The organism is Burkholderia sp. BKH01 (assembly GCF_025685725.1).
Lineage (GTDB): Bacteria > Pseudomonadota > Gammaproteobacteria > Burkholderiales > Burkholderiaceae > Burkholderia > Burkholderia pyrrocinia_C.
The window spans coordinates 85,997-106,600 of the sequence record NZ_JAOTQT010000021.1; the positions used below are offsets into that span (position 1 = coordinate 85,997).

Below are 20,604 nucleotides of genomic sequence, written 5' to 3' on the forward strand. Positions count from 1 at the left end.
ATGTCATCGCGCCGGACAGGCCCGCGGCGTGCGCCGCGGGCCGCGTGAGGGTCAGAACGTGGTGCGCAACCCGGCCAGCACGCTGCGGCCGCCTTCGGGCGCGAAGCCACGCACGACCGAAGTCGAATAGCGGATTTCCTGGTTCGTCAGGTTGTCGCCGCGCAGGTATGCGAGCCAGTGCATCGCGCCGACGCGGAACTTGTAGGTCAGCATCACGCCGAGCGACGTGTAGCCGTCCGTCGAGAAGTCGTTGTCGGGCACGCGATGCTGCGACCATGCGTGCGTGACCTGCGCGCGCGCGCCGAACGGGCCGTAGCCGTAGTCGGCCGCGAGCGTCGCGCGCAGCGGCGCGATGCGCGGCAGCGGCTGGCCCGTGTCGACGTTGCGCGCGTGCGTGTAGTCGGCCGTCAGCTCCACGTCGACCGTATGGCCGCGCCGCGAGAACGCGCGCCATTTGCCGTCCAGCTCGATGCCGTAGAACTCGGCGCGCACGCCGCGATAGATCGCCTCGTTCAGCGAACCGTCGGCGCCGGGCGCGACGGGCTCGCCGTCGTCGTTCACGACGCGGCCCGTGTTGTACTCGGTCAGGTAGTTCGAGAAGCGGTTGTAGAACACGCCGACGCTGCCGCGGTTCGGGCCGCTCGCATAGCGCAGCGACAGGTCGGTCGACACGGCCTTTTCCTTCGACGCGTTCGGGTTGCCGATCAGGAACTGGCCGGTCGCGTCGTGCGGGCCGTTCGAATACAGCTCGTAGAAGGTCGGCGCGCGTTCGGTGTACGCGACGTTCGCCGCGACCGACCACACGGGCGTCAGCGAGAACAGCGCGCCGGCCGACAGGCTGCCTGCGTTGAAATCGCGCGGCTGCGCACCCGCGAATTTCTCGACGCCGGCCGGATCGGGATCGACCTTCACATGCTCGAAGCGGCCGCCGAGGCTCAGCTTCAGCGCGGGGACGACCTGCCATTCCTCGAGGCCGAACAGCGCGACGCTGTTGGTGCGAGTGGACGGCACGAGCATCTCGTCGCCGAGTGCGGAAAACGTGTTCCGGCCGAACTGCACGCCGATCGCGCCTTCGAACGGGCCGATCTTGCGATGCCGCGCCTCGATGCGCGCCTCGTAGCCGCGGTTGCGGAAGGTGGTCGCAGTCTCGCCGTTGTCGACTTCCTTGTGGCGATAGTCGGTGTACGCGAAGTCGAATTTCAGCTTCGTGAACGGCCCGCTCAGGTTGCGCACCTCGGACGCGAGCGCGAGGCGTTCCTGGCGCATCCGCAGCCGCACGTCGCTCTCCGCGACGGAGCCGTAGTTCGATTCGTAGCCGCTGTACGACAGGCCCGCGAAGCCGTCCGCCCACGTGTACGACGCACCGGCCGCGCCGCCGTGCACGCGGCCGTCGCTGTTCGGCACGCTGCCTTCCGGCTGCGGCGTGTCGGGGCCGTCGATCGCGCGCTGCGCGCTGCTGCGTGCGTAGCCGGGAATCCGCAGCTTGCTCGTTTCGCGGTCGAACGCGTCGACGTGGAACGCGAAGCGGCCGTTGCCGCCTTCGACCTGCGCGGCGCCCGCGCGCACGGAATTCGCGCCGCCGTAGCGCGCGTCGAGCGCACCCGTCACGCCTTCGATCGCTTCGCGCGGAATCCGGTTGTCGATCGTGTTGACGACGCCGCCCACCGCGTTGCCGCCGTACAGCAGCGCGGCCGGGCCGCGCACGATCTCGACGCGTTCGATCGACAGCGGATCCTGCGGCACCGCATGGTCGTACGACAGCGACGATGCGTCGTAGGACGCGACGCCGTTCTGCAGCAGCCGGATCCGGTCGCCGTCCATGCCGCGGATGATCGGGCGGCCGACCATCGGCCCGTAGGTGGTGGTCGACACGCCGGGCAGCCCATTGAGCGTTTCGCCGAGCGAATCGGCCTGGCGGCGCGTCAGTGCGTCACCGGAAAGCTGGACGGTCGGCGCGATCAATTCGGTATCGCCGAGCGGGTTCGCGGTCACGAAGATCGGTGCGAGCGCGGTGGTTGACGGTGTGCCCGACGCGGCTGGTGCATCGGACTGCGCGTGCGCGGCGGCGGCGAGCAGCATCAGCGAAAGGGGCGAAAGCGGGCGTAGCGGTAGACGAGGGAGGTCGCGCATGGTCGGTGAATCGGTTGGAATTGGATCGGATAACGAGCGATGCGGGTCACGACTGGATACGATATATTGTTGCGTTTGTGGCGCGCAGTGACCCGTTGGAACATGGCTCGGCGAGGCTCGGCCACCCACGGTGGAACGGCGTCGGCGGACGAGCTCACGAAATGATATGTTATATCATTGCAAATTCCAAGCCGGATGTCGGCTGTCCGTCCGGCTTCCGTCGTGTCGTCGAAATACCGGCTCGAGCGGAAGGCGTCCCGGCCGATGATCGCCTGCGACTACGACCGGTGCGGCGTGCAGCGAAGCGCCGGGCGCCCGACCGCGTCGCGCCGCCGTGCGACGCGGTGATGCAGCCGCGATTGGCGGATAGCGCGCATCGCGTTGATACGCATCAACGTCGTCCGATTCCGAAGCCGGATACTGGGTCGCTCATCGACCAGACAGGAGCGACGCATGACGCAAACCATGAAAGCGGCCGTGGTGCACGCATTCGGCGAACCGTTGCGCATCGAGGAAGTGCCCGTGCCGACGCCGGGCCCCGGCCAGATCCTCGTCAACATCAAGGCGTCGGGCGTCTGCCATACCGACCTGCACGCGGCCGACGGCGACTGGCCCGTGAAGCCGTCGCTGCCGTTCATCCCGGGGCATGAAGGCGTGGGCATCGTCGCGGCGGTCGGCGCGGGCGTCACGCACGTGCGTGAGGGCGACCGCGTCGGCGTGCCGTGGCTCTATACGGCCTGCGGGCATTGCGAGTACTGCCAGACGGGCTGGGAAACGCTGTGCCACGACCAGCAGAACACCGGTTATTCGGTGAACGGCAGCTACGCGGAATACGTGCTTGCCGATCCCGACTACGTCGGCCATCTGCCGGCGCAGGTCGCGTTCGACGAGATCGCGCCGATCCTGTGCGCGGGCGTGACCGTCTACAAGGGCATTCGCGTCACCGATACGCGTCCCGGCCAGTGGCTCGCGATCTCCGGCATCGGCGGGCTCGGGCACGTGGCCGTGCAATACGCACGCGCGATGGGCCTGCACGTCGCGGCGATCGACATTTCGCCCGACAAGCTCGAACTCGCGCGGCAGCTCGGCGCGGAACTGACGATCGACGCATCGGTCGACGATCCGGCGAAGGTGATCCAGAAAGAGATCGGCGGTGCGCACGGCGTGCTCGTCACGGCGGTGTCGCGCAGCGCGTTCGCGCAGGCGCTCGGGATGGTGCGGCGCGGCGGCACGGTCGCGCTCAACGGGCTGCCGCCCGGCGATTTCCCGTTGCCGATCTTCTCGACGGTGCTGAACGGCATCACCGTGCGCGGGTCGATCGTCGGCACGCGCCGCGACCTGCAGGAATCGCTCGACTTCGCGGCCGACGGCCTGGTGCGCGCGCATATCCATCGCGACCGGCTCGGCAACATCAACGACGTGTTCGCGAAGCTGCGCGAAGGCAAGGTCGACGGCCGCATCGTGCTGACCGACATGCAGTGACGCAGGGGCGGCCGCCGCGCGGCGGATGACGTCGCGACGGCGGCCGTGCAGCCTGGTTCACATCATTGGGCGAAGAACACGTCCGTGCGGTTCGTCAGGTTGCCCGCGCTGGTCTGGATGAAGAACGGATGGAACGACGACGACGGGCCGACGTCGAGGCCCTGGTAGTCGCCGATGAAGAAGCCTTCCGCGTTCGGCGCGAGCTTCATGTCGAACGGACCGGCGACGCGCCGCTCGGCGACGAACGTGGTGCCGCCGTCGAGCGAGATCTTGCGCCAGAAGCCCGTCGGCAGCGTCGTCGTGTTCCCGGCCAGCAGGTCGCGGAAGTCGTAGTGGGTGACCATCACGGCGCCCGCGTTGTCGACGCGCACCGACGGATTGAAGGCCGGCCGGCCGGTCGGCGTGTTGACCTGCAGCGGCGCGCTCCACGACGCGCCGCCGTCCTTCGACGTCGATAGCGCGATCTCGTCGTACTTGCCGCCGTTGAAGCGGCTGTCCTGCCACACGACGTAAAGCTGGCCCGACACGGGATCGATCGCGGGCTCGGGAATGATGTCGCCGGTGCGCACCGGTTCGCCGGTGTTCGGGTCGGTCACGCCGACCGTCTGCAGCCCCGCGATCACCTGCGGCTTCGTCCACGTCGCGCCGTCGTCGGTCGACTTGATGAACGCGACCTTGCCCGCGGCCTTGCTGAACGGCGGCTGGATCAGGTTGAAGAAATCGTAGAGCGTGCCGCTCTTCGGATCGACGACGATCTGGTTGCCGATCGTCTGCTGGCGCGACGGCACGTGGACGATGACCTTCGCCTTGCTCCAGGTCTTGCCGCCGTTCGTCGTCTTCGAGAACAGCGTCGGCCCGCGGAACGCCTGCGTATGCAGGTTCGCGTACGGGTTGCCGTTCGGCAGTTCTAGGCGGTCCCACACTGCATACGCGGTGCCGGCCTTCACCGGGTTCGCCGTCACCGATTCCTTGTCGTTGAAGAACTGCGTCGTCGGTTCGTCGTTCGCGATCAGCAATGCGGGGCTGCTCCACGTCTGCCCGCCGTCGGTCGACACCGATGACGCGACCGCGTTGCTGTTGTTCGACTGGTTGAACGTGATCGCGACCGAGTACGCGGTACCGTCCGGCCCGATCGACACCCACGGATCCGACGCGCGTTCGTACGACAGCCCGCCCGGCGCGCACGCGCTGAACGGCTGCGTCGTCCGCGCCCAGGTGGCGCCGCCGTCGAACGTGTAGCCCGCGACATGGCCGTGCGCGCCGCCGTTCGACCAGCGGTCCTGCTGCCACACGCCGATGATGTTTTGCGGGTTGGCCGGATTGACCGCGAGCCACGGTTCGACCTCCGCATTCACGTAGACGGTGCCGGGCCCGCCGATGGTGCAGGCGGCGTACGGGCTCGGGCCGGACACGAGCACGGGATCGGCGTGTGCGGCGGCACAGGCCAGTGCCATCGCGGCGGGCAGGCAGGTGAAAAGCGGGTGGGACACGATAGTGCGTCGCATGAACTGCTCCTCGTTGACGTGCGGCCGCGATGGTGCGGCGGAACGAGGCGGCGCGAGCCGACGCGCGGCGGCACCGGCCGCCCGGATCGGGGCGCAGCAGCGGCACGCACGATGCGTGCCGCCGGGACGTGTCGTTCAGGAAACCGCTTCAGCCATCGCAATCCGCGTGCGCTGGATACCGCCAGCACTTCGGTCAAGACTCCTATTGATTTTTATTGCTTGTGACGGATGTGTCGTTGATGCCGCCCGGCGGGGAGGCCGGTTCGGGCAGGCGAAGAATGCGTAGAAGTGGATTGCAATGTAGATGATCCGGATGCTGCGCGGCAGGCAATTTTTTGTAACAGAGCGTAGCCGGAAAGCGTTGCCGAACGCGCGCGGACGCGCGGGCAAAATTTGCCGCGGCGAGCACGGAAAATCGAAACGGAAAGATGAATCGCTATCGTTTCCGCCTGACGCCCGCTGCTCAGCGTTCCGTCGGAAACCGGTCCTGCAATGCGTGCAGCCAGCGCGCGACGATATCGAGTTCCGCGTCGGAAAACCCGTCGCACAGCTTGCCATTCAGTTCGCGCAGCAGCACGCGCGCGCGCTTGAGCGCCGCGTGGCCTTCGTCGGTCAGGTACAGGCGCGTCGCGCGGCCGTCGTCCGAATCGGCGTGGCGCGTGAGCAGGCCGGCTTTTGCCATCCGGTCGGCGAGCCCCGTCATCGCGGACGGCGCGAGCTGCAGCGCGGCGCCGACTTCACCGATCAGCGCGCCGTCCTGCTTCGCGAGACAGAACAGCACGCCGGCCTGCGCGGCGCTCGCGCGCGTATCGGTCTCGGCCTTGCGGTCGACCCAGCGCTGCACGCGCCGCTGGCCGATGTTCAACAGGAAAAACAGTCGTCGGTCTTCGCTCAAGCTGGGTTCCCGGCTGCAATGGAAAGGGATGGACGGCCCGCGGCGCGTGGCGTGTCGAGTGCCTGCGCGAGCCAGTCGGCCAGGTCGGGCCACAGCACGGCGCCTGGCCGGCTGCGGAAGAAGCCCATGTGCCCGACCGGGCCGCTGCCCGCCGCGTGCGGATCGATCTGGCGGCGTTCGACCGCCGCGCGGGTCAGATAGCTTACCAGCAGGTCGATCGCGGCCGGGGTCGCCCACGGATCGTCGTCGAAGCCGAGCGCGAGGATCGGCAGCCGCTGTTTCGAGAAACGATCGGCCGCGCCGAGCGTCGGATCGTCGAAGAAATAGTGCGGCAGCGTCGTCCAGCGGCTCCATTCGCAAAACACGCCGGTCGGCAAGTCCTCGCCGAGCCCGAGCCGCTTGCCGGGCACGTAGCCGAGCAGCGCGGACATCAGCGGGCCCAGCACGCGCAGGATCAGCCGCACCTTCAGGCGTTCGGCCGCCTGCGCGATCAGTCGCGTGCTGCCCGCATGCGCGGCGACGAGCACGGCCGCGCGCAGGTGCGTCGTGCTCGCGGACAGTCCGATCGCATGCCCGCCGACGCTATGCCCGACCGCCAGCAGCGGCAACCCTTCGTATGCCTGCCGTGCCCATGCGGTCGCGGCGCCGACGTCGAGCTCCATCCAGTCGCGCATGCGGGCCTGCAGCGCGCCCAGGCGCGCGGGCCGCGACGCGCCGATGCCGCGGTAGTTGTAGGTCAATGCCGCGAAGCCGCGTTCGGTCAGGAAGCGCGCGAATCCCGCATACAGCCGCTCCGGCACGGCCGTCGCCGGATGGATCAGCACCAGCGCGCGCGGTTCGGCGTCGGGCGTCCACAGCGTGCCGCGCAGCGGATAGCCGTCGATGGCGGAAAACTCGATCGGTTGGGAGGTCATGGCCGTCCTCGTTCCAGGTGGTTATTTCGTATGCGAAATATAGTCCGGGATTTATTTCGTGCACGAAATATCTGTCGAGGAATCATTCGAACGATGGGTGCGGGAGGGCGGCGTCCGGAATCGCGTGGTGCTGTTCGCTCCATAAAATATTTGCATCTTTACATAGCAGAATATTGCGTTTGTGTCATGAAGAGGATCGCCGTATCTTCACTGGTTCCATCCGTTGCGCCGGCCGTTTCGCACGGCGGACAACGAGGCGCCGCCATTTCGCGGCAGCCCGCCAACCATCCGGGAGATCACGTTGCTGAGCCGAATCGTCACGGCGCTCGTGCTGGCGCTTGCCGCGCAGCCGGGCATCGCGAAAGACACCGTCACGCTGCGCGTCGGTGAACAGAACTACTTCAACATCCAGGCGTCGATGGAGGCGTCCGGCGTGCTGAAGGACCTGCCTTACACGATCGAATGGAAGCACTTCCAGGCTGCCGCGCCTGTTGCCGAGAGCCTGAACGGCAACGCGATCGATGTCGGCTTCCTCGGCGATTCCGCGCTGCTCACGCTGGCCGCGCGCGGTGCGCCGGTGAAGGTCGTCGCGGTGTCGCGGCAGAGCCTCGACGGCGTCGCGATCCTCGTGCCGAAGCATTCGCCGGTACGCACCGTGGCCGACCTGCAGGGCAAGACCGTCGCCGTGTGGCGCGGCGCATGGAGCCAGCAACTCGTGCTGCGCGCGCTCGAACACGCGGGCCTGCGCGCGGATTCGGTCAAATATGCGTACCTGATGCCGATCGACGCGACCAACGCGCTCGCGAACGGCTCGGTCGATGCCGTGTCGCTGTGGGAGCCGTTCGTCAGCACGCTCGCGCTGCGGCAGGGCGCGCGGTCCATCACCACCGCGCAGGGGCTGATGCCCGCGCTGAGCTTCGTCGCCGCGAACGAGCAGGCCGCGTCGGGCAAGCGTGCGGAGATCACCGATTTCCTGAAGCGCGTCGTGGCCGCGCGCCAGTGGGTCGACAGCCATCCGCGCGAGTATGCGGACCTGTGGTCGAAGCGCGCGAAGCTCGAGCCCGATGTCGCGTATCGCTGGCTCGACAATGCGAAGCAGCGCGTGGGCCCGGTCGACGACGCGGCCGCGAAGGACGCGCAGAACACGGCCGATTTCCTGCACAAGGCCGGCGTGATTCCGGCAGCGTACGACACGTCGAAGCTGCTCGACCGCTCGTATGCGGGTGCCTTCGCCGCGCCTGCCCAAAAGACGGTGGCCGCGCGGTAATCGCGCCGTCCCATCCCCGATTCCCGATCGAGAACCAGAAGGACATCCCGACATGCCAGTCGACATCATCGGCATGATCACCGCGACGCCCGGCGCGGAGGTCGACGTACCGGGCGGCGCGGCCGTCCAGCCCGACTACGTGCGCCGCTTCGCGCAGGCGCACGAAGCGGCGGGCTTCGACCAGATCCTGGTCGGCCATTTCAGCAACGCGGCGGACGGCTTCATCGTCGCATCGTTCGCGGCCGCCGCGACCGAACGCATCCGCCTCCTGCTCGCGCACCGGCCGGGCGTGATCGTGCCGTCGGCCGCCGCGCGGCAGATCGCGACACTCGACGTGTTCAGCGGCGGCCGGCTCGCGCTGAACGTCGTGTCGGGCGGCGACGATACGGACTTGCAGCGCGATGGCGATTTCGTGCCGCACGATGCACGCTACCGCCGCACCGGCGAATATCTCGACGTGCTGAAACGGATCTGGCTGGCCGATGCACCGGTTGACCACGACGGCGAGTTCTACCGGCTGCGCGGCGCGTCGCCGCTCGTGAAGGGCTCGCAGCGGCCGCACGTGCCGGTCTATTTCGGCGGCTCGTCGCCGGCTGCGCTCGCGGTCGCGGGCGAGCACGCGGATGTCTACATGACGTGGGGCGAGCCGCTCGCATCGGTGCGCGAGCAGATCGCGCGCGTGCGTGCCGCCGCCGCACCGTTCGGGCGCGCGCCGCGCATCAGCGTGTCGTTCCGGCCGATCGTCGCCGATACCGAGGCCGCCGCGTGGGAGAAGGCCGAGGCGATCCGCGAGCGCGTACGCGCGACGCGGGTCGCGAGCGGCCAGCCGGTCGCCGGCCACGCGCCGCAGAATGCCGGTTCACAGCGGCTGATGGCGGCCGCCGCGCAGGGCGACGTGCTCGACGAGCGCTTGTGGATGGGTGTCGCGAACCTGACCGGCGCGCGCTGGAATTCGACGGCGCTGGTCGGCACGCCCGAACAGGTCGCGCGGGCGCTCGGCGCGTATTACCGGCTCGGCGTGTCGACGTTCCTGATTCGCGGGTTCGATCCGCTCGACGATGCGCTGGCCTACGGGCGCGATTTGATTCCGGCGATTCATGCGCAGGTCGCGGAGCTCGACCGGTATCAAGCGGCGGTGACGGCGTAGGCGCGGCTCGGCGACGAACGGTCCTGCTTCGACTGCGCCCCGGCATTTCCATCGTGGAATGCCGGGGCGATGTCACTCGGGCATCAACGCATCGACACCTTCAGAACGACGGCAACCCCGGCGGATTGGTCTCTGCACGCGCGATCGCTTCGCTCTGCAATCCCCATCGGGCGAGCGCCTGCCCATAGCGGCCGCTGCCGATCAGCGCATTGGTCGCGAGCGTCAGCGCGGGCGCGAGGCCGCTGCCGCGACGCGTCGCGATCGCGACGTCGGCATTGTTCGGCCAGCCCGCATTGACGACGCCGACGCGGCGAATCTTGCCGCTGCGCGCGGCCTCGTACGCGAGCGACGCGTTCGGGTTCAACTCCGCATCGGCGCGGCCCGACAGCAGCGCGACGCGCGCGGTCGCATCGTCGTCGAAATAGAGCAGCTCGGCGGGCTTCAGCCCCTGCGCGACGTTGCGTTTGCTCCATTCGAGCAGGATGCGCTCCTGGCTCGTGCCGGCACCGGTGATGATCCGCAGGCCCGCGATGTCCTTCGGCTCGGCGATCTTCGCGATCGGGCTGCCGGTGCGGACATAGAAGCCGTGCAGCCCGAGCCGGTAGGTCGTGAAATCGTATTTCTCCTTGCGCTTCTCGGTTACGCCGACGTTCGAGATCACCGCGTCGTACTTGCCGGACGTCAGCCCGAGCGGCCAGTCGGCCCACGCGATCGGCACCAGCGCGAGCGTGCGGCCGAGCGCGTCGGCGACGAGCTGCGCGTAGTCGGGATCGGCGCCGACCACCGTGCGTGCGTCGGTCGCGTAAGTCGACACGGGCGGCGCGTGCGGTGAAATCGCGACCGTGAATGCGCCGTCGCGCACCCAGCGGTAGCCGGCCGCTGCACGGACCGCCGCATCGTCGCGCTCCGCGCGAAGGCGGCCGGCCTGGCGCGGGTCGAGGTCGGCGGTTGCCGCCGCCGCGTGTGCGATGCGCCACGGCAGGCTGCCGGGTGCCGCGACCAGCGCGGCGGTCATGAATTGACGTCGATCGATCATCGTGTGGCGCCCCGGTTATCGGCAGGGATTCGCATCACAGCACCCGCGACAGGAACGCGCGCGTGCGCGGATGCGACGGCGCGTCGAGCACGGTGGCCGGCGGCCCGGCCTCGACGATGCGCCCGCGCTCCATGAACAGCACGTTGTCCGCGACTTCGCGCGCGAAGCCGATCTCGTGCGTGACGATCACGAGCGTCGTGCCCGTGCGCGCGAGTTCCTTGATCACGTCGAGCACCTCGTTGACGAGTTCAGGATCGAGCGCCGACGTCGGCTCGTCGAACAGCAGCACCTTCGGACGCAATGCAAGCGCCCGCGCGATCGCGACGCGCTGCTGCTGGCCGCCGGACAACTGGCGCGGGTACGCTTCGGCTTTATCCGCGAGACCAACGCGCGCGAGCAGCATGCGGGCGGTGCGCTCGGCGGCATCGCGCGTTACGCCGGCAACGGAGACCGGCGCCTCGATCAGGTTCTCGAGCACCGTCAGGTGCGGGAACAGGTTGAAGTTCTGGAACACCATCCCGACGGCCGTGCGCCGCTTCAGCACGTCGCGCTCCTTCAGCTCGTGGAGCACGTCGCCGTCGCGCCGATAGCCGATCAGTTCGCCGTCGATGTCGATGAAGCCATCGTCGACGCGTTCCAGATGGTTGATCGTGCGCAGCAGCGTCGACTTGCCCGAGCCCGACGGCCCGACGATCGCGGTCACGCTGCCGCGCGGCGCGACGAACGACACGTTGTCGAGCACGCGCTGCATGCCGAACTGCTTCGACACGCCATGCACGGCCACTTCACCGCCCGCGCGTGGCACGGCGGCGGCACCGGTTTCGGTATTGCCTTCGGCGTGCTGCGCGATCGACGCCGGATTGCGCGACGTGGCACGCCGCCACAGCACGCCGACGCGCGCGAGCGCGAACGTGAGCACCGACGGCGGCGGATTGCGCAGCGCGCCGCGCGCATAGTGCCGCTCGACCTGCACCTGGATCGCCGACAGCACCGTCAGGATGATCAGGTACCAGACGGTCGCGACCATCAGCAGCGGAATCACTTCGAGATTGCGGCGATAGATCACCTGCACCGTATAGAACAGCTCGGGCATGGCGAGCACGTACACCATCGACGTGCCTTTCGCGAGCGTGATCAGGTCGTTGAACGCGGTCGGCAGGATCGCGCGCATCGCCTGCGGCAGCACGATCCGCGCGGTCTGTCGGCCGCGCGGCAGCCCGAGCGCGGCGGCCGCTTCGAGCTGGCCCTGGTCGACCGCGAGAATGCCGCCGCGAATCACCTCCGCGGAAAACGCCGCGTGGTTCAGCGTGAGGCCGAGCACGGCCGCGAGGAACGGGCTGATCAGGTCGGTCGTCGGGGCCTCGAACCACACGATGCCGGTGAACGGCACGCCGAGCCGCACATGCTCGTACAGGTAGCCGAGGTTGTTCAGGATCAGCAGCAGCACGATCAGCGGAATCGAGCGGAACAGCCACACGAAGGTCCACGCGCTTGCGGAAAGCAGGCGCGAACGCGATAGCCGGGCCAGCGCGACGAACGCGCCGAGCACGAAGCCGAACACCGCGCCGAGCAGCGTCAGCAGCAGCGTGCGCGCGAGCCCCGACAGCACCGGCGGCGACAGGAACCATTCGGCGAACACCGGCCAGCCCCATTGCGGGTTGCCGAGGATCGAATGCAGCGCGATCGCGATCAGCACGACGGCGAGCACGGTGCCAGCCGTGCGCGCCCGGTGGCGCGCGGGCACGATCCGGAAACGCGTGCCGGGCTCGCGCGCGCCGGCGGAAGAGAGCGGCGGCAGTGCGCCGCCGAGGTGGGTCGTGTCGCTCATGTCGTTGAATGTCCTCGAATCGGTCGGAAGCGCCGCGCATGGGCAGCGCGGCGCGTCGGCCCGTGGCCGGGCCGCGGTGTGTCAGGCGTGCGCTTCGGCAGCCGTTTCCTGCGCGGCGCCGGGCGCCGCGTGGCGGCTCGCCTTGCGCGGCAGGCCGAGATGGTCGCGCAGCGTCGCGCCGGGCAGGTCGCGGCTGTAGCGGCCGCGCGCCTCGAGCACCGGAATCACGAGTTCGACGAAATCGTCGACGCCTTGCGCCTGCACCGGAAAGCCGAGGATGAAGCCGTCGCCGGCGCCCGCGTCGTGCCAGCGGATCAGCTCGTCGGCGACATGCTCGGCCGTGCCGATGAAGTTCGGGCGCGGCGTCGCGACCGCGAGCGCCGTCTCGCGCAGCGACAGGCCCTTGGTCTTCGCGTCGGCCTTGATCCGGTCGGTGGTCGAGCGGAAGCTGTTGCGGCCGAGGTCGCCGAGCTCCGGGAACGGCGCGTCGAGCGCGTATTGCGTGAAATCGTGGTGATCGAAATAGCGGCCGAGATACGCGAGCGCCTCGTCGATCGTCAGCAGGTTGCGGATCGCCTGGTATTTGTCTTCGGCCTCGGCGGCCGTGCGGCCGACGATCGGCCCGACGCCGGGGAAGATCTTCACGTCGTCGGCATGGCGCCCGTGCTCGACCGCGCTCTGCTTCACGCGCCGCGTGAACGCGGCGGTTTCGTCGAGCGACGGCGAATGCGTGAACACCGCGTCCGCGTACTTGCCCGCGAGCCCGATGCCGGTGTCGGACGAGCCGGCCTGGAAGATCACCGGCTGTCCTTGCGGCGAGCGCTGGATGTTGAGTGGGCCCGCGACCTGGAAGAAGCGGCCGTGGTGATCGAGCGTGTGCAGTTTGTCGCGATCGAAGAAGCGGCCGGTCGCGCGGTTGCGCACGAACGCGTCGTCGTCCCAGCTATCCCACAGGCCCTGCACGACGTCGAGGTATTCGTCGGCGATCTCGTAGCGCAGTTCGTGATCGGGATGCGCCTTGCCGAAATTTTTCGCGGTGCCTTCGAGCGGCGTCGTCACGACGTTCCAGCCCGCGCGCCCGCCGCTGATTGCGTCGAGCGACGCGAGCTGGCGCGCGACCGTGAACGGCTCGCTGTACGACGTCGAGATCGTGCCGGCGAGCCCGATCTTCTTCGTCGCGACCGCGAGCGCCGACAGCACCGTCAGCGGCTCGAAGCGGTTCAGGAAATGCGGGATCGACTTCTCGTTGATGTAGAGGCCGTCCGCGACGAACGCGAACGCGATGCCGGCGGCTTCCGCCTTGCGCGCGATGCCGATCGCGAAGTCGAGGTTGATGCTCGCGTCCGGCGGGTTGCTCGGGTGCCGCCATGCGTTCATGTGGCTGCCTGCGCCTTGCAGCATCAGGCCGAAGGGGATCGATCGTCGGGTCGTCATGGGAGCGTCACGCGTTCTGGTCAGGGGAAAGGGAGCGGTCGGCCGCGAGGGCCGCTTGCAGTGGTGTTGCCGACAGCGCGCCGCCGAGCCATTCGACCGACGCGAGCCGCGCCGCGTAGTCGGTCACCGGCGAATCGATCACGAATGCATCGACGTCGAGCCGCCGGCTCAGCGCATCGAGCGCGCGGTGCACGCGCTCGGGCGTATCGGCCAGCACCGTCGGGCGCAGCTCGTCGATCCGGTAGTCGGACGCGCCGCTTTGCCGTGCGAATTCGGCGGCCGCCTGCGCGCTCGCGAGGTTGAAGCTCTGGCCGCCCGCGAACTGCAGCTTGAAGATCTTCAGCGGCCCGATCAGCTGCTCGGCCTCGTCGCGCGTCGGCGCGGCGACCGCGTACAGCGCGACGAGCGGCCGCGTGCCGCCCGCACTGCGGTACGCGTCGAGCGAGCGTTCGAGATTCGCGTCGTCGCCGTTGAAATGCCCCGCGTAGCAGAAGCGCCAGCCGTGGCGCGCGGCGAGCGCGCCGCTGTCCGGCGAGCCGCCGAGCAGGATGCGTTCGGGCGGTTGCGGCGGCACCGGCATCGCGACCGCGCCGGCGAGCGGATGATCTTCGGCGACGCCCCAGCCGAGAAACGCGTCGAGCTCCGCGAGCTGGCCCGCGAAGTCGGGCTTGCGCGCCTTGTCGTGGAACCACTGCAGCGCGCGCGTGGTCAGCGGCAGCCCGCCGGGCGCCTTGCCGATGCCGAGATCGACGCGGCCCGGCGCGAGCGCGGCCAGCAGCTTGAACGCTTCGGCGACCTTGAACGGGCTGTAGTGCTGCAGCATCACGCCGCCCGAGCCGACGCGGATGCGCGACGTGTGCGCGAGCAGGTGCGCGACGACGATCTCCGGCGCCGAGCTCGCGAAGCCCGGCGTGCCGTGATGCTCGGCGACCCAGAAGCGCTCGTAGCCGAGGTGTTCGGCGCGCTGCGCGAGCGTCGTGGTGAAGCGCAGTGCGTCGGCGGCGTTCGCGCCGTCGGCGATCGGACTCTTGTCCAGCAACGAAAGCGAATAAGACATGGTGAGCGGCGTTCCTGCGTATGGCGTGAATGGACGGTGGGTGCGTGCGGCACTCAGCTTTTCGGCAGCCCCGGCGGATTCGTGCGCGACTGGTCGATTGCTTCGGACGCGAGATTCCAGCGGTCGAGCACCTGCTGGTAGCGGCCGTTCTTGATCAGCCCGTTCAGCGCGACGGTCAGCGGCTCGGCGAGCCCGCTGCCGCGGCGCGTCGCGATCGCGATGTCGGCCGTGCGCGGCCAGCCGCCGCTGATCGCGCCGACGAGCCGCGTCTTGCCTTGCTGCGCGCTCTGGTACGCGAGCACCGAGTTCACGCTGAACACGGCATCGGCGCGGCCCGACTGCACGGCGACGATACGCATCGCCTGGTCGTCGTAGTACTGGATCTGCACGGGTTTCAGCCCGTGCGCGACGTTCTCGCGGTCCCACGCGAGCAGGATTTTTTCCTGGTTGGTGCCGGCGTCGGTCACGACGCGCAGCCCCGCGACATCCTTCGGCTCGCGGATCGCCTGGATCTTGCTGTCGTTGCGCACGTAGAAGCCGACCAGATCGTGGCGGTACGACGAGAAATCGAACTTCTGCTTGCGCTCCTCGGTGACGGTCACGTTCGAGATCACTGCGTCGACTTTCCCCGATTCGAGCGCAAGCGGCCAGTCGGCCCATGCGAGCGCGACGATCTTCAGCTTGCGGCCGAGGCTGTCGGACACGAGCTGGCCGACGTCGGCGTCGAAGCCGATCACCGTGCGCGCGTCGGTCGCATACGAGCTGATCGGCGGCAGGCTCGGCGCGATGCCGATCGTCAGTGTGCCGGGCTCGGCGAACTTGAACGTCGCGGGCACCGCGCGCTCGACGGCCGCATCGGCCACGCCGCGCGGGCGGCCGCGCTGCTCGGGGCTCAGGTCGAACGTCGCGGCGGCAGCGGCGAATGCGGTCAGGCCGATCAGAGCGGCGGCCAGCGTGCGGATGGCACGGGAAGAAAGCGGTACGGCTCGTTGCATGAAGGCGTCCTGTTGTTGTGTCGTGGGGAGCGGAGTCGGGTAGAGCGGTGGGCTCAGCGCGGCAGCGCCGGCTCGGGTAACGGCGCCCACAGGTCGGCGAGCGTCGACGTGCGCGACGGATCGGCGAGATCCTTGCCGAACCGCAGGTGGAAATACGCTTCGGGGTCGATCGACGAATCGAACAGCCGCGTATAGCCGGTGCGGTCGTACAGCGCCCACGCTTCGGGCTGGCGAAAACCGGTGGTCAGATACAGGCGGCGATAGCCCTGCTGCGCGGCGCGCAGCTCGAGCGCTTCGACGATGAGCCGCGCGAGGCCCTGACGGCGCAGGTCGGTGCGCGTCCAGATGCGTTTGAGTTCGGCGGTTTGCGCGTCGTAGCGCTTGAACGCGCCGCCGCCGATCGTTTCGCCGTCGCGCAGCAGCAGCACGAAGGCGCCTTCGGGCGGCGCGAACAGTTCGGCCGGGTAGCGCGCGAGTTCGTCGCGCGCGGACGCGCGGCTATCGGGGCGGTACGCGTTGTAACGGGTCGAATACTCGTCGATCAGCGCGTCGATCAGCGGCTGCGCGCGGACGTCGAGCGGCGACGTGTCGATGATGCGGTCGGTCGTGGCCATGGGCATCGCGAAGGGCGCGCGATGCGGACGTTCCTTTCGGGGTGCGGGCACATGGCCCGTCCGGTCTGTTCCGTTATCGCGGCGCGGTTGTCGTGATGACGGCGGCCGGTGCGCATCCTGCGACGCATGCGACGGGCCGCCGCCGTTTCGAACACGTTAGCGGCGCGGCCGGCAAAGGCGAACGAAGCAATTTCGATAAGGATTTCGCGGAAGGCGTCAGAAGGCTTGCAGCGGGAGTGGGGTGGGGCGGGCGCGAATGAGGCGCTCCGTGCAGGCGCGTCCGTTTGATGAATGCGGGGCGACGGACGACGCGCGGTTACGTCGCACGACCTTGTATCGGTGTTGCGAACTGCGCCACCGCTTCGCCGAGGCGGCTTGCATTTTCAAGGTCCAGCACGGATTCCCCGCATGCAGGGCAGAAGTCGCCGGTGATGCGCGGTATGACCGTGGAGCGACCTTGGCAGGTGTACGGAATGTTGCGCGTGTCGCGGATCAGTTGCGCGTCACCGCAGGCAGGACATTTCATGTTCGCGGTTTCCTGAAGGATCGGGCCTGACTCATTGCGACCCGACTCATTGGCCAACGCTCGGTGCAGCCGACAACTCCGCCAGTTGAAACAGACAATCGCCGCGCCGCACCTGCGCGGGCACGCGCTTGCATACCACTTCGCCGTCGCCGTTGAACCGGTGCAGCATCGGTTCGCGCAACGGCGTATCGGGGAAATGCACCCACGCGGCCGGCTGTCCGGCCTTCACCTGGTCGCCGAGTTCGACGAGCGGCTCATACAGCCCGCGCTCGTACGCATAGACGAAGTGGCGGTCGCCGTCGACGCGCAAAAAGCGCGTGACGGTCGGCGGTGCGTCGGGCACGAGCGTGCCGCGCAGCAGGCCGATATAACCGAGGTAGTGCAGCAGCCCGTGGCGGCCGAGCCGGATCAGCGAAGGATCGGCCATGCCCGCGCCACCGAGTTCGGTCACGATCGAGATCGCGCCTTGCCGGCGCGCGGCCGACGCCGAATGCACCGGGTTCGGCGCGTGCAGCAGCGCATTCGGCAAGCCGAACGCGACCAGCAGCCCGTTGAGCTTCGCGGCTTCGTCCGCGTCGAGCGGATCGATCGCGAGCATGTTGCCGCCGTGGTACAGCAGCGAGCTGCCGCCCGAATGCAGGTCGACCAGGTACTGCGCACGCGACAGCAGCGCATGCTCGATGTAGTGGGCGATCATCTGCGTCGGCGTGCCGGTTGGATCGCCGGGGAAACTGCGGTTCAGGTTGCCTTCGTCGAGGGGCGATACGCGCAGGCCCGCGTCCGCTGCGGGGAAATTCGCCATCGGCAGCAGGATCAGCTGCCCGCTGACCATCTCGGGTTCGATCTCGCGCATCAGCTGCGACACGATGATCTGGCCTTCGTACTCGTCGCCGTGGTTGCCGGCCATCACGAGCGCGACCGGGCCGTCGCCGTTGCGGATCGACGCGATCGGGATCGGCAGCCAGCCGTACGCCGAGCGGTGCACGGAATGCGGCAGCCGCAGGTAGCCCGCGTGCTTGCCTGGCGCGTCGAGATCGATTTCGCAGTGGATGGGGTTTCGCTGTGAGGAAGGTGCGGTCATGGCGGCATCGTTCGATGAACGGAATCTGCCATCTTATCGGGAAACGACCGCCGCGCGGCGCGCGGGGAGCGCGCAACGCCGACCGCCGTCAACCGGCATGCGCGCAGATGCGCAGATGCGCATGGCGGGCGGAAGTTCCGATACGCGAGACCGCGCGCGATGTTGCACCGGTGAACGCATGCCGGCGGCATGCGTGCGCCAGGTTTCGCGCCGATCCCTTGCCGCGACAGGGCCGGCGCGCGCGGCCGGCTTATCGGCCCGATGTTTCAGCTTCGATACGTCCTTCTTCCCACAGTGTCCAGAAACGGCTGCCTGCGCGATACGGATTCGCGCGCCGCGCGCCGTAATCGGTGACGCCTTGGCGAAACGCGCCGTACAGCGTCAGCGGCGGATTGTCGACGCACGCGGCTTCGCGGGCGGGCGTGCGGCGCTCGAAAACGAGCCGCCGGATCAGGGACGCGCCGTCGATCACGGTTTGTTCGTCGATCGTTTCGGTTCGGGCGAGGACTTCGACGGTATTCATGTTGGGCTCCCTGGGATGTTCTTTCCCCATCGAGGAGCAATAAGAATGCCAACCGCGAAATGGTGCCCGCTGCATCGATCGTGCAGGCTTCTGCGGTCAACGTAACGGGTGGCGAAGGGCGATGTTACGGAACACGTCACGTGACACGCGAGCGCGCGCCGCGACGTGCGAACACGCGACAAGTTTCGGAATTGAATCGCCGGGAGGATGCGGCCGGTAGTGGAAACGACGATGAACGGGCCGCGTGGTGCCGCCAGGTCAGCTCGCGGTGGCCGGCGCCAGGCGCCGGCTGCCGTTCGAGTAGAAGCGGAAGATGCCCTTGCCGGCCGATTTCGCGTCGTACAGCGCGCTGTCGGCCTGGCGGATCAGTTCGTCGGGAGAGCCGTGACCGTCGTCGAGCGCGATGCCGATGCTGATCCCGAGGTTGACGATCTTGCCCATCGACAACGTATACGGTGCGGAGATCTGCCGGATGATGCGCTCGGCGAGGAGCGAGCACGCGTGCATCGTCGTGTCGTCGATCGCGACGACGAATTCGTCGCCGCCGATGCGCGCCGCAAGCTCGCCGGGCGGCAGCGTCTTGCCGAGCCGCTCGGCGACCTGCGTGAGCACGTCGTCGCCGGCCTGATGGCCGAAGCGGTCGTTGATCGCCTTGAAGCCGTCGAGGTCGAGATACATGACGGCGAGCGAGGGGCCCGGCATGCGCGGCCGGTGCGCGAGCATCCGCTTGAGCCGGGCATGCAGTTCGTGGCGGTTCGGCAAACCCGTCAGCGCGTCGTGCCGCGCGAGATGCCGGATGTGCTGCTCGGTCTGGCGGCGCGTGGTGACGTCCTCGACGATGACCACTGCGTTGCCGTCCGGCACGCGGTGGCGCGTCAGTTCGAGCTGGCGGCCGTCGGCGAGCACGATATCGAACGGCTCCGGTTCGTCGCGGGTCAGCCAGACGTCGCACTGCGCGGCGAGACCGGCGCCGCCGGGATCGCACATGGCGTTCGCGCCGAGCGCCGCGACGACATCGGCCAGCGGCGTATCGAGCATGATCTCGCGCGGCGAGCCGAACAGCTGCGCGGTACGGCGGTTCGCGACGATCACGCGAGTCTCGCTGTCGATCATGCACAGGCCATGCGGCATGTAGGTGAGAGCGGCGTCGAAGCGTGCGACGAGTTCGGCATTGCGCTGGCGCGCGGCGATCAGCGCGACGAGCACGCGGTAGTGGCGCTGGACGACGGTGCGCATGGCCGCGAGATAGATCGCGAGCGGCGGCAGCAGCAGCCACGCGCCAGGCCGGTGGGCCAGCAGCGCACCGATGCCGATCGGCAGCACGCCGAGCGTGACCTGCGTCATCGCGAGCCGCGGCAGCGCCGAATTGCGCGATGCGATTCCGCCGAACACGCCGCCCGCGACCATCACCGACAGCGTGCCGAGCTCGACGTCGACGGCGTCCACGCAACCCATCACGCCGAGGCCGAGCACGAAGCATGCCGTGAGCGACACGGGCGCATAGCGCCTCGCCCAGTATTCGGCGCGGTCGTCGCCGGCGTCGCGGCGCACCGTGTACGCATGCGCTATGGCGAGCCGGGCGGCGAGCAGGCTGATGTCGGTGATGAGCCACACAAGACACCAGAGCTGCTGCAGCCGGATCAGCGCGACGGCCGCGACGAAGCCGCTTGCGAGTCCGGACATCGCCATCGGGCGAATATCTTCGAACAGCGTGACCAGCATCGACGGGCGCAACGCCGCCGTGACATGGTGGTTGCCGGAGGAGGGTGTGGCGAGAACGGAGTTCAGGATGGATGCCCTGACTGCCATGGTTTTTGACCTCGACACGAGTCGCGATGGCTGGCGGCGCCCGCACGGCACGTGGCGGAAGCGCCGGCAAGCCGCATACGCGCGACATTACCATGAAACACGGGCAGCGCGGGATGCCCGGGCGCATGACAGCGGCACGTCGCCAGCACCAGACACCGAGTCGGACGCTGGTCGTCAACCACGCCTGCGATCGCCTTGTGCATTCGACGGGGCGGACGCGGCATCGTTGCGAACGGAACGATGTGCGGGAGCGATGTACGGCGGCCGACCGGAGACCGGCCGCGATGCGTGCGCGCTTGGCTGCCGGGCGCTGTCGATGCGGAGCGAAACCGATGAGCGGCATGCGAATGCACGCAAACGC

The 20,604-nt window shown here is 68.6% G+C and carries 17 protein-coding genes; 3 read left to right on the forward strand and 14 right to left on the reverse strand.

Annotated features, from left to right (window positions below):
- Positions 1-51: 51 nt before the first annotated feature.
- Complete coding sequence (locus OEJ37_RS25810) at positions 52-2,130, reverse strand: TonB-dependent receptor (protein ID WP_263346845.1); 2,079 nt, start codon at positions 2,128-2,130, stop codon at positions 52-54.
- 453 nt (positions 2,131-2,583) lie between these two features.
- Here OEJ37_RS25810 and adhP point away from each other — a divergent pair, with 453 nt between their 5' ends.
- Complete coding sequence (gene adhP / locus OEJ37_RS25815; RefSeq protein WP_174420623.1) at positions 2,584-3,612, forward strand: alcohol dehydrogenase AdhP; 1,029 nt, start codon at positions 2,584-2,586, stop codon at positions 3,610-3,612.
- A gap of 62 nt (positions 3,613-3,674) precedes the next feature.
- On the opposite strand, the gene OEJ37_RS25820 is transcribed toward adhP, so the two are convergent.
- The 3 genes from OEJ37_RS25820 to OEJ37_RS25830 all read right to left on the reverse strand — a co-directional run bounded on the left by OEJ37_RS25820 (position 3,675) and on the right by OEJ37_RS25830 (position 6,926).
- Complete coding sequence (locus tag OEJ37_RS25820) at positions 3,675-5,117, reverse strand: sialidase family protein (protein WP_175918034.1); 1,443 nt, start codon at positions 5,115-5,117, stop codon at positions 3,675-3,677.
- A gap of 463 nt (positions 5,118-5,580) precedes the next feature.
- A complete protein-coding gene (locus OEJ37_RS25825) occupies positions 5,581-6,012 on the reverse strand; it encodes a MarR family winged helix-turn-helix transcriptional regulator (protein WP_174420625.1) in 432 nt (143 codons plus the stop codon).
- On the reverse strand, positions 6,009-6,926 hold the full coding sequence (locus tag OEJ37_RS25830) for a serine aminopeptidase domain-containing protein (RefSeq protein ID WP_263346855.1): 918 nt from the start codon (positions 6,924-6,926) through the stop codon (positions 6,009-6,011). Before OEJ37_RS25830 ends, OEJ37_RS25825 begins: the two co-directional genes overlap by 4 nt.
- Positions 6,927-7,227: 301 nt before the next feature.
- On the opposite strand from OEJ37_RS25830, the gene OEJ37_RS25835 reads away from it, so the two are divergent.
- Complete coding sequence (locus OEJ37_RS25835) at positions 7,228-8,193, forward strand: ABC transporter substrate-binding protein (RefSeq protein ID WP_263346858.1); 966 nt, start codon at positions 7,228-7,230, stop codon at positions 8,191-8,193.
- Between the two features lie 52 nt (positions 8,194-8,245).
- Positions 8,246-9,340, forward strand: coding sequence for an LLM class flavin-dependent oxidoreductase (locus OEJ37_RS25840; RefSeq protein ID WP_175946301.1), 1,095 nt, complete (start codon positions 8,246-8,248; stop codon positions 9,338-9,340).
- A gap of 100 nt (positions 9,341-9,440) precedes the next feature.
- Here OEJ37_RS25840 and OEJ37_RS25845 read toward each other — a convergent pair whose 3' ends face one another.
- The 10 genes from OEJ37_RS25845 to OEJ37_RS25895 form a co-directional block, all read right to left on the reverse strand.
- Positions 9,441-10,376, reverse strand: coding sequence for an ABC transporter substrate-binding protein (locus OEJ37_RS25845; protein ID WP_263346861.1), 936 nt, complete (start codon positions 10,374-10,376; stop codon positions 9,441-9,443).
- Between the two features lie 34 nt (positions 10,377-10,410).
- The gene (locus OEJ37_RS34945) at positions 10,411-12,204 is read right to left on the reverse strand and encodes an amino acid ABC transporter permease/ATP-binding protein (protein WP_317891541.1); all 1,794 of its coding nucleotides are present in this window, start codon (positions 12,202-12,204) and stop codon (positions 10,411-10,413) included.
- A gap of 81 nt (positions 12,205-12,285) precedes the next feature.
- Positions 12,286-13,638 (reverse strand): LLM class flavin-dependent oxidoreductase, encoded by a 1,353-nt coding sequence (locus OEJ37_RS25860; RefSeq protein ID WP_263346862.1) that lies wholly within the window; start codon positions 13,636-13,638, stop codon positions 12,286-12,288.
- Positions 13,639-13,645: 7 nt separating this feature from the next.
- Entirely contained in the window at positions 13,646-14,695 is a 1,050-nt protein-coding gene (locus tag OEJ37_RS25865; protein ID WP_175918027.1) for an LLM class flavin-dependent oxidoreductase, read from the reverse strand.
- A gap of 53 nt (positions 14,696-14,748) precedes the next feature.
- Complete coding sequence (locus OEJ37_RS25870; protein ID WP_263346863.1) at positions 14,749-15,690, reverse strand: ABC transporter substrate-binding protein; 942 nt, start codon at positions 15,688-15,690, stop codon at positions 14,749-14,751.
- A 53-nt stretch (positions 15,691-15,743) separates the two neighbouring features.
- Positions 15,744-16,304, reverse strand: a complete 561-nt coding sequence (locus tag OEJ37_RS25875) for a GNAT family N-acetyltransferase (protein WP_263346864.1) — start codon at positions 16,302-16,304, stop codon at positions 15,744-15,746.
- Between the two features lie 316 nt (positions 16,305-16,620).
- Positions 16,621-16,830, reverse strand: a complete 210-nt coding sequence (locus OEJ37_RS25880) for a type II toxin-antitoxin system MqsA family antitoxin (RefSeq protein WP_263346865.1) — start codon at positions 16,828-16,830, stop codon at positions 16,621-16,623.
- Positions 16,831-16,876: 46 nt separating this feature from the next.
- Entirely contained in the window at positions 16,877-17,911 is a 1,035-nt protein-coding gene (locus tag OEJ37_RS25885) for a succinylglutamate desuccinylase/aspartoacylase family protein (RefSeq protein ID WP_175918024.1), read from the reverse strand.
- Between the two features lie 250 nt (positions 17,912-18,161).
- A complete protein-coding gene (locus tag OEJ37_RS25890) occupies positions 18,162-18,434 on the reverse strand; it encodes a hypothetical protein (RefSeq protein ID WP_174420662.1) in 273 nt (90 codons plus the stop codon).
- 258 nt (positions 18,435-18,692) lie between these two features.
- Positions 18,693-20,243, reverse strand: coding sequence for a sensor domain-containing diguanylate cyclase (locus tag OEJ37_RS25895; RefSeq protein ID WP_263346867.1), 1,551 nt, complete (start codon positions 20,241-20,243; stop codon positions 18,693-18,695).
- Positions 20,244-20,604: the final 361 nt, after the last annotated feature.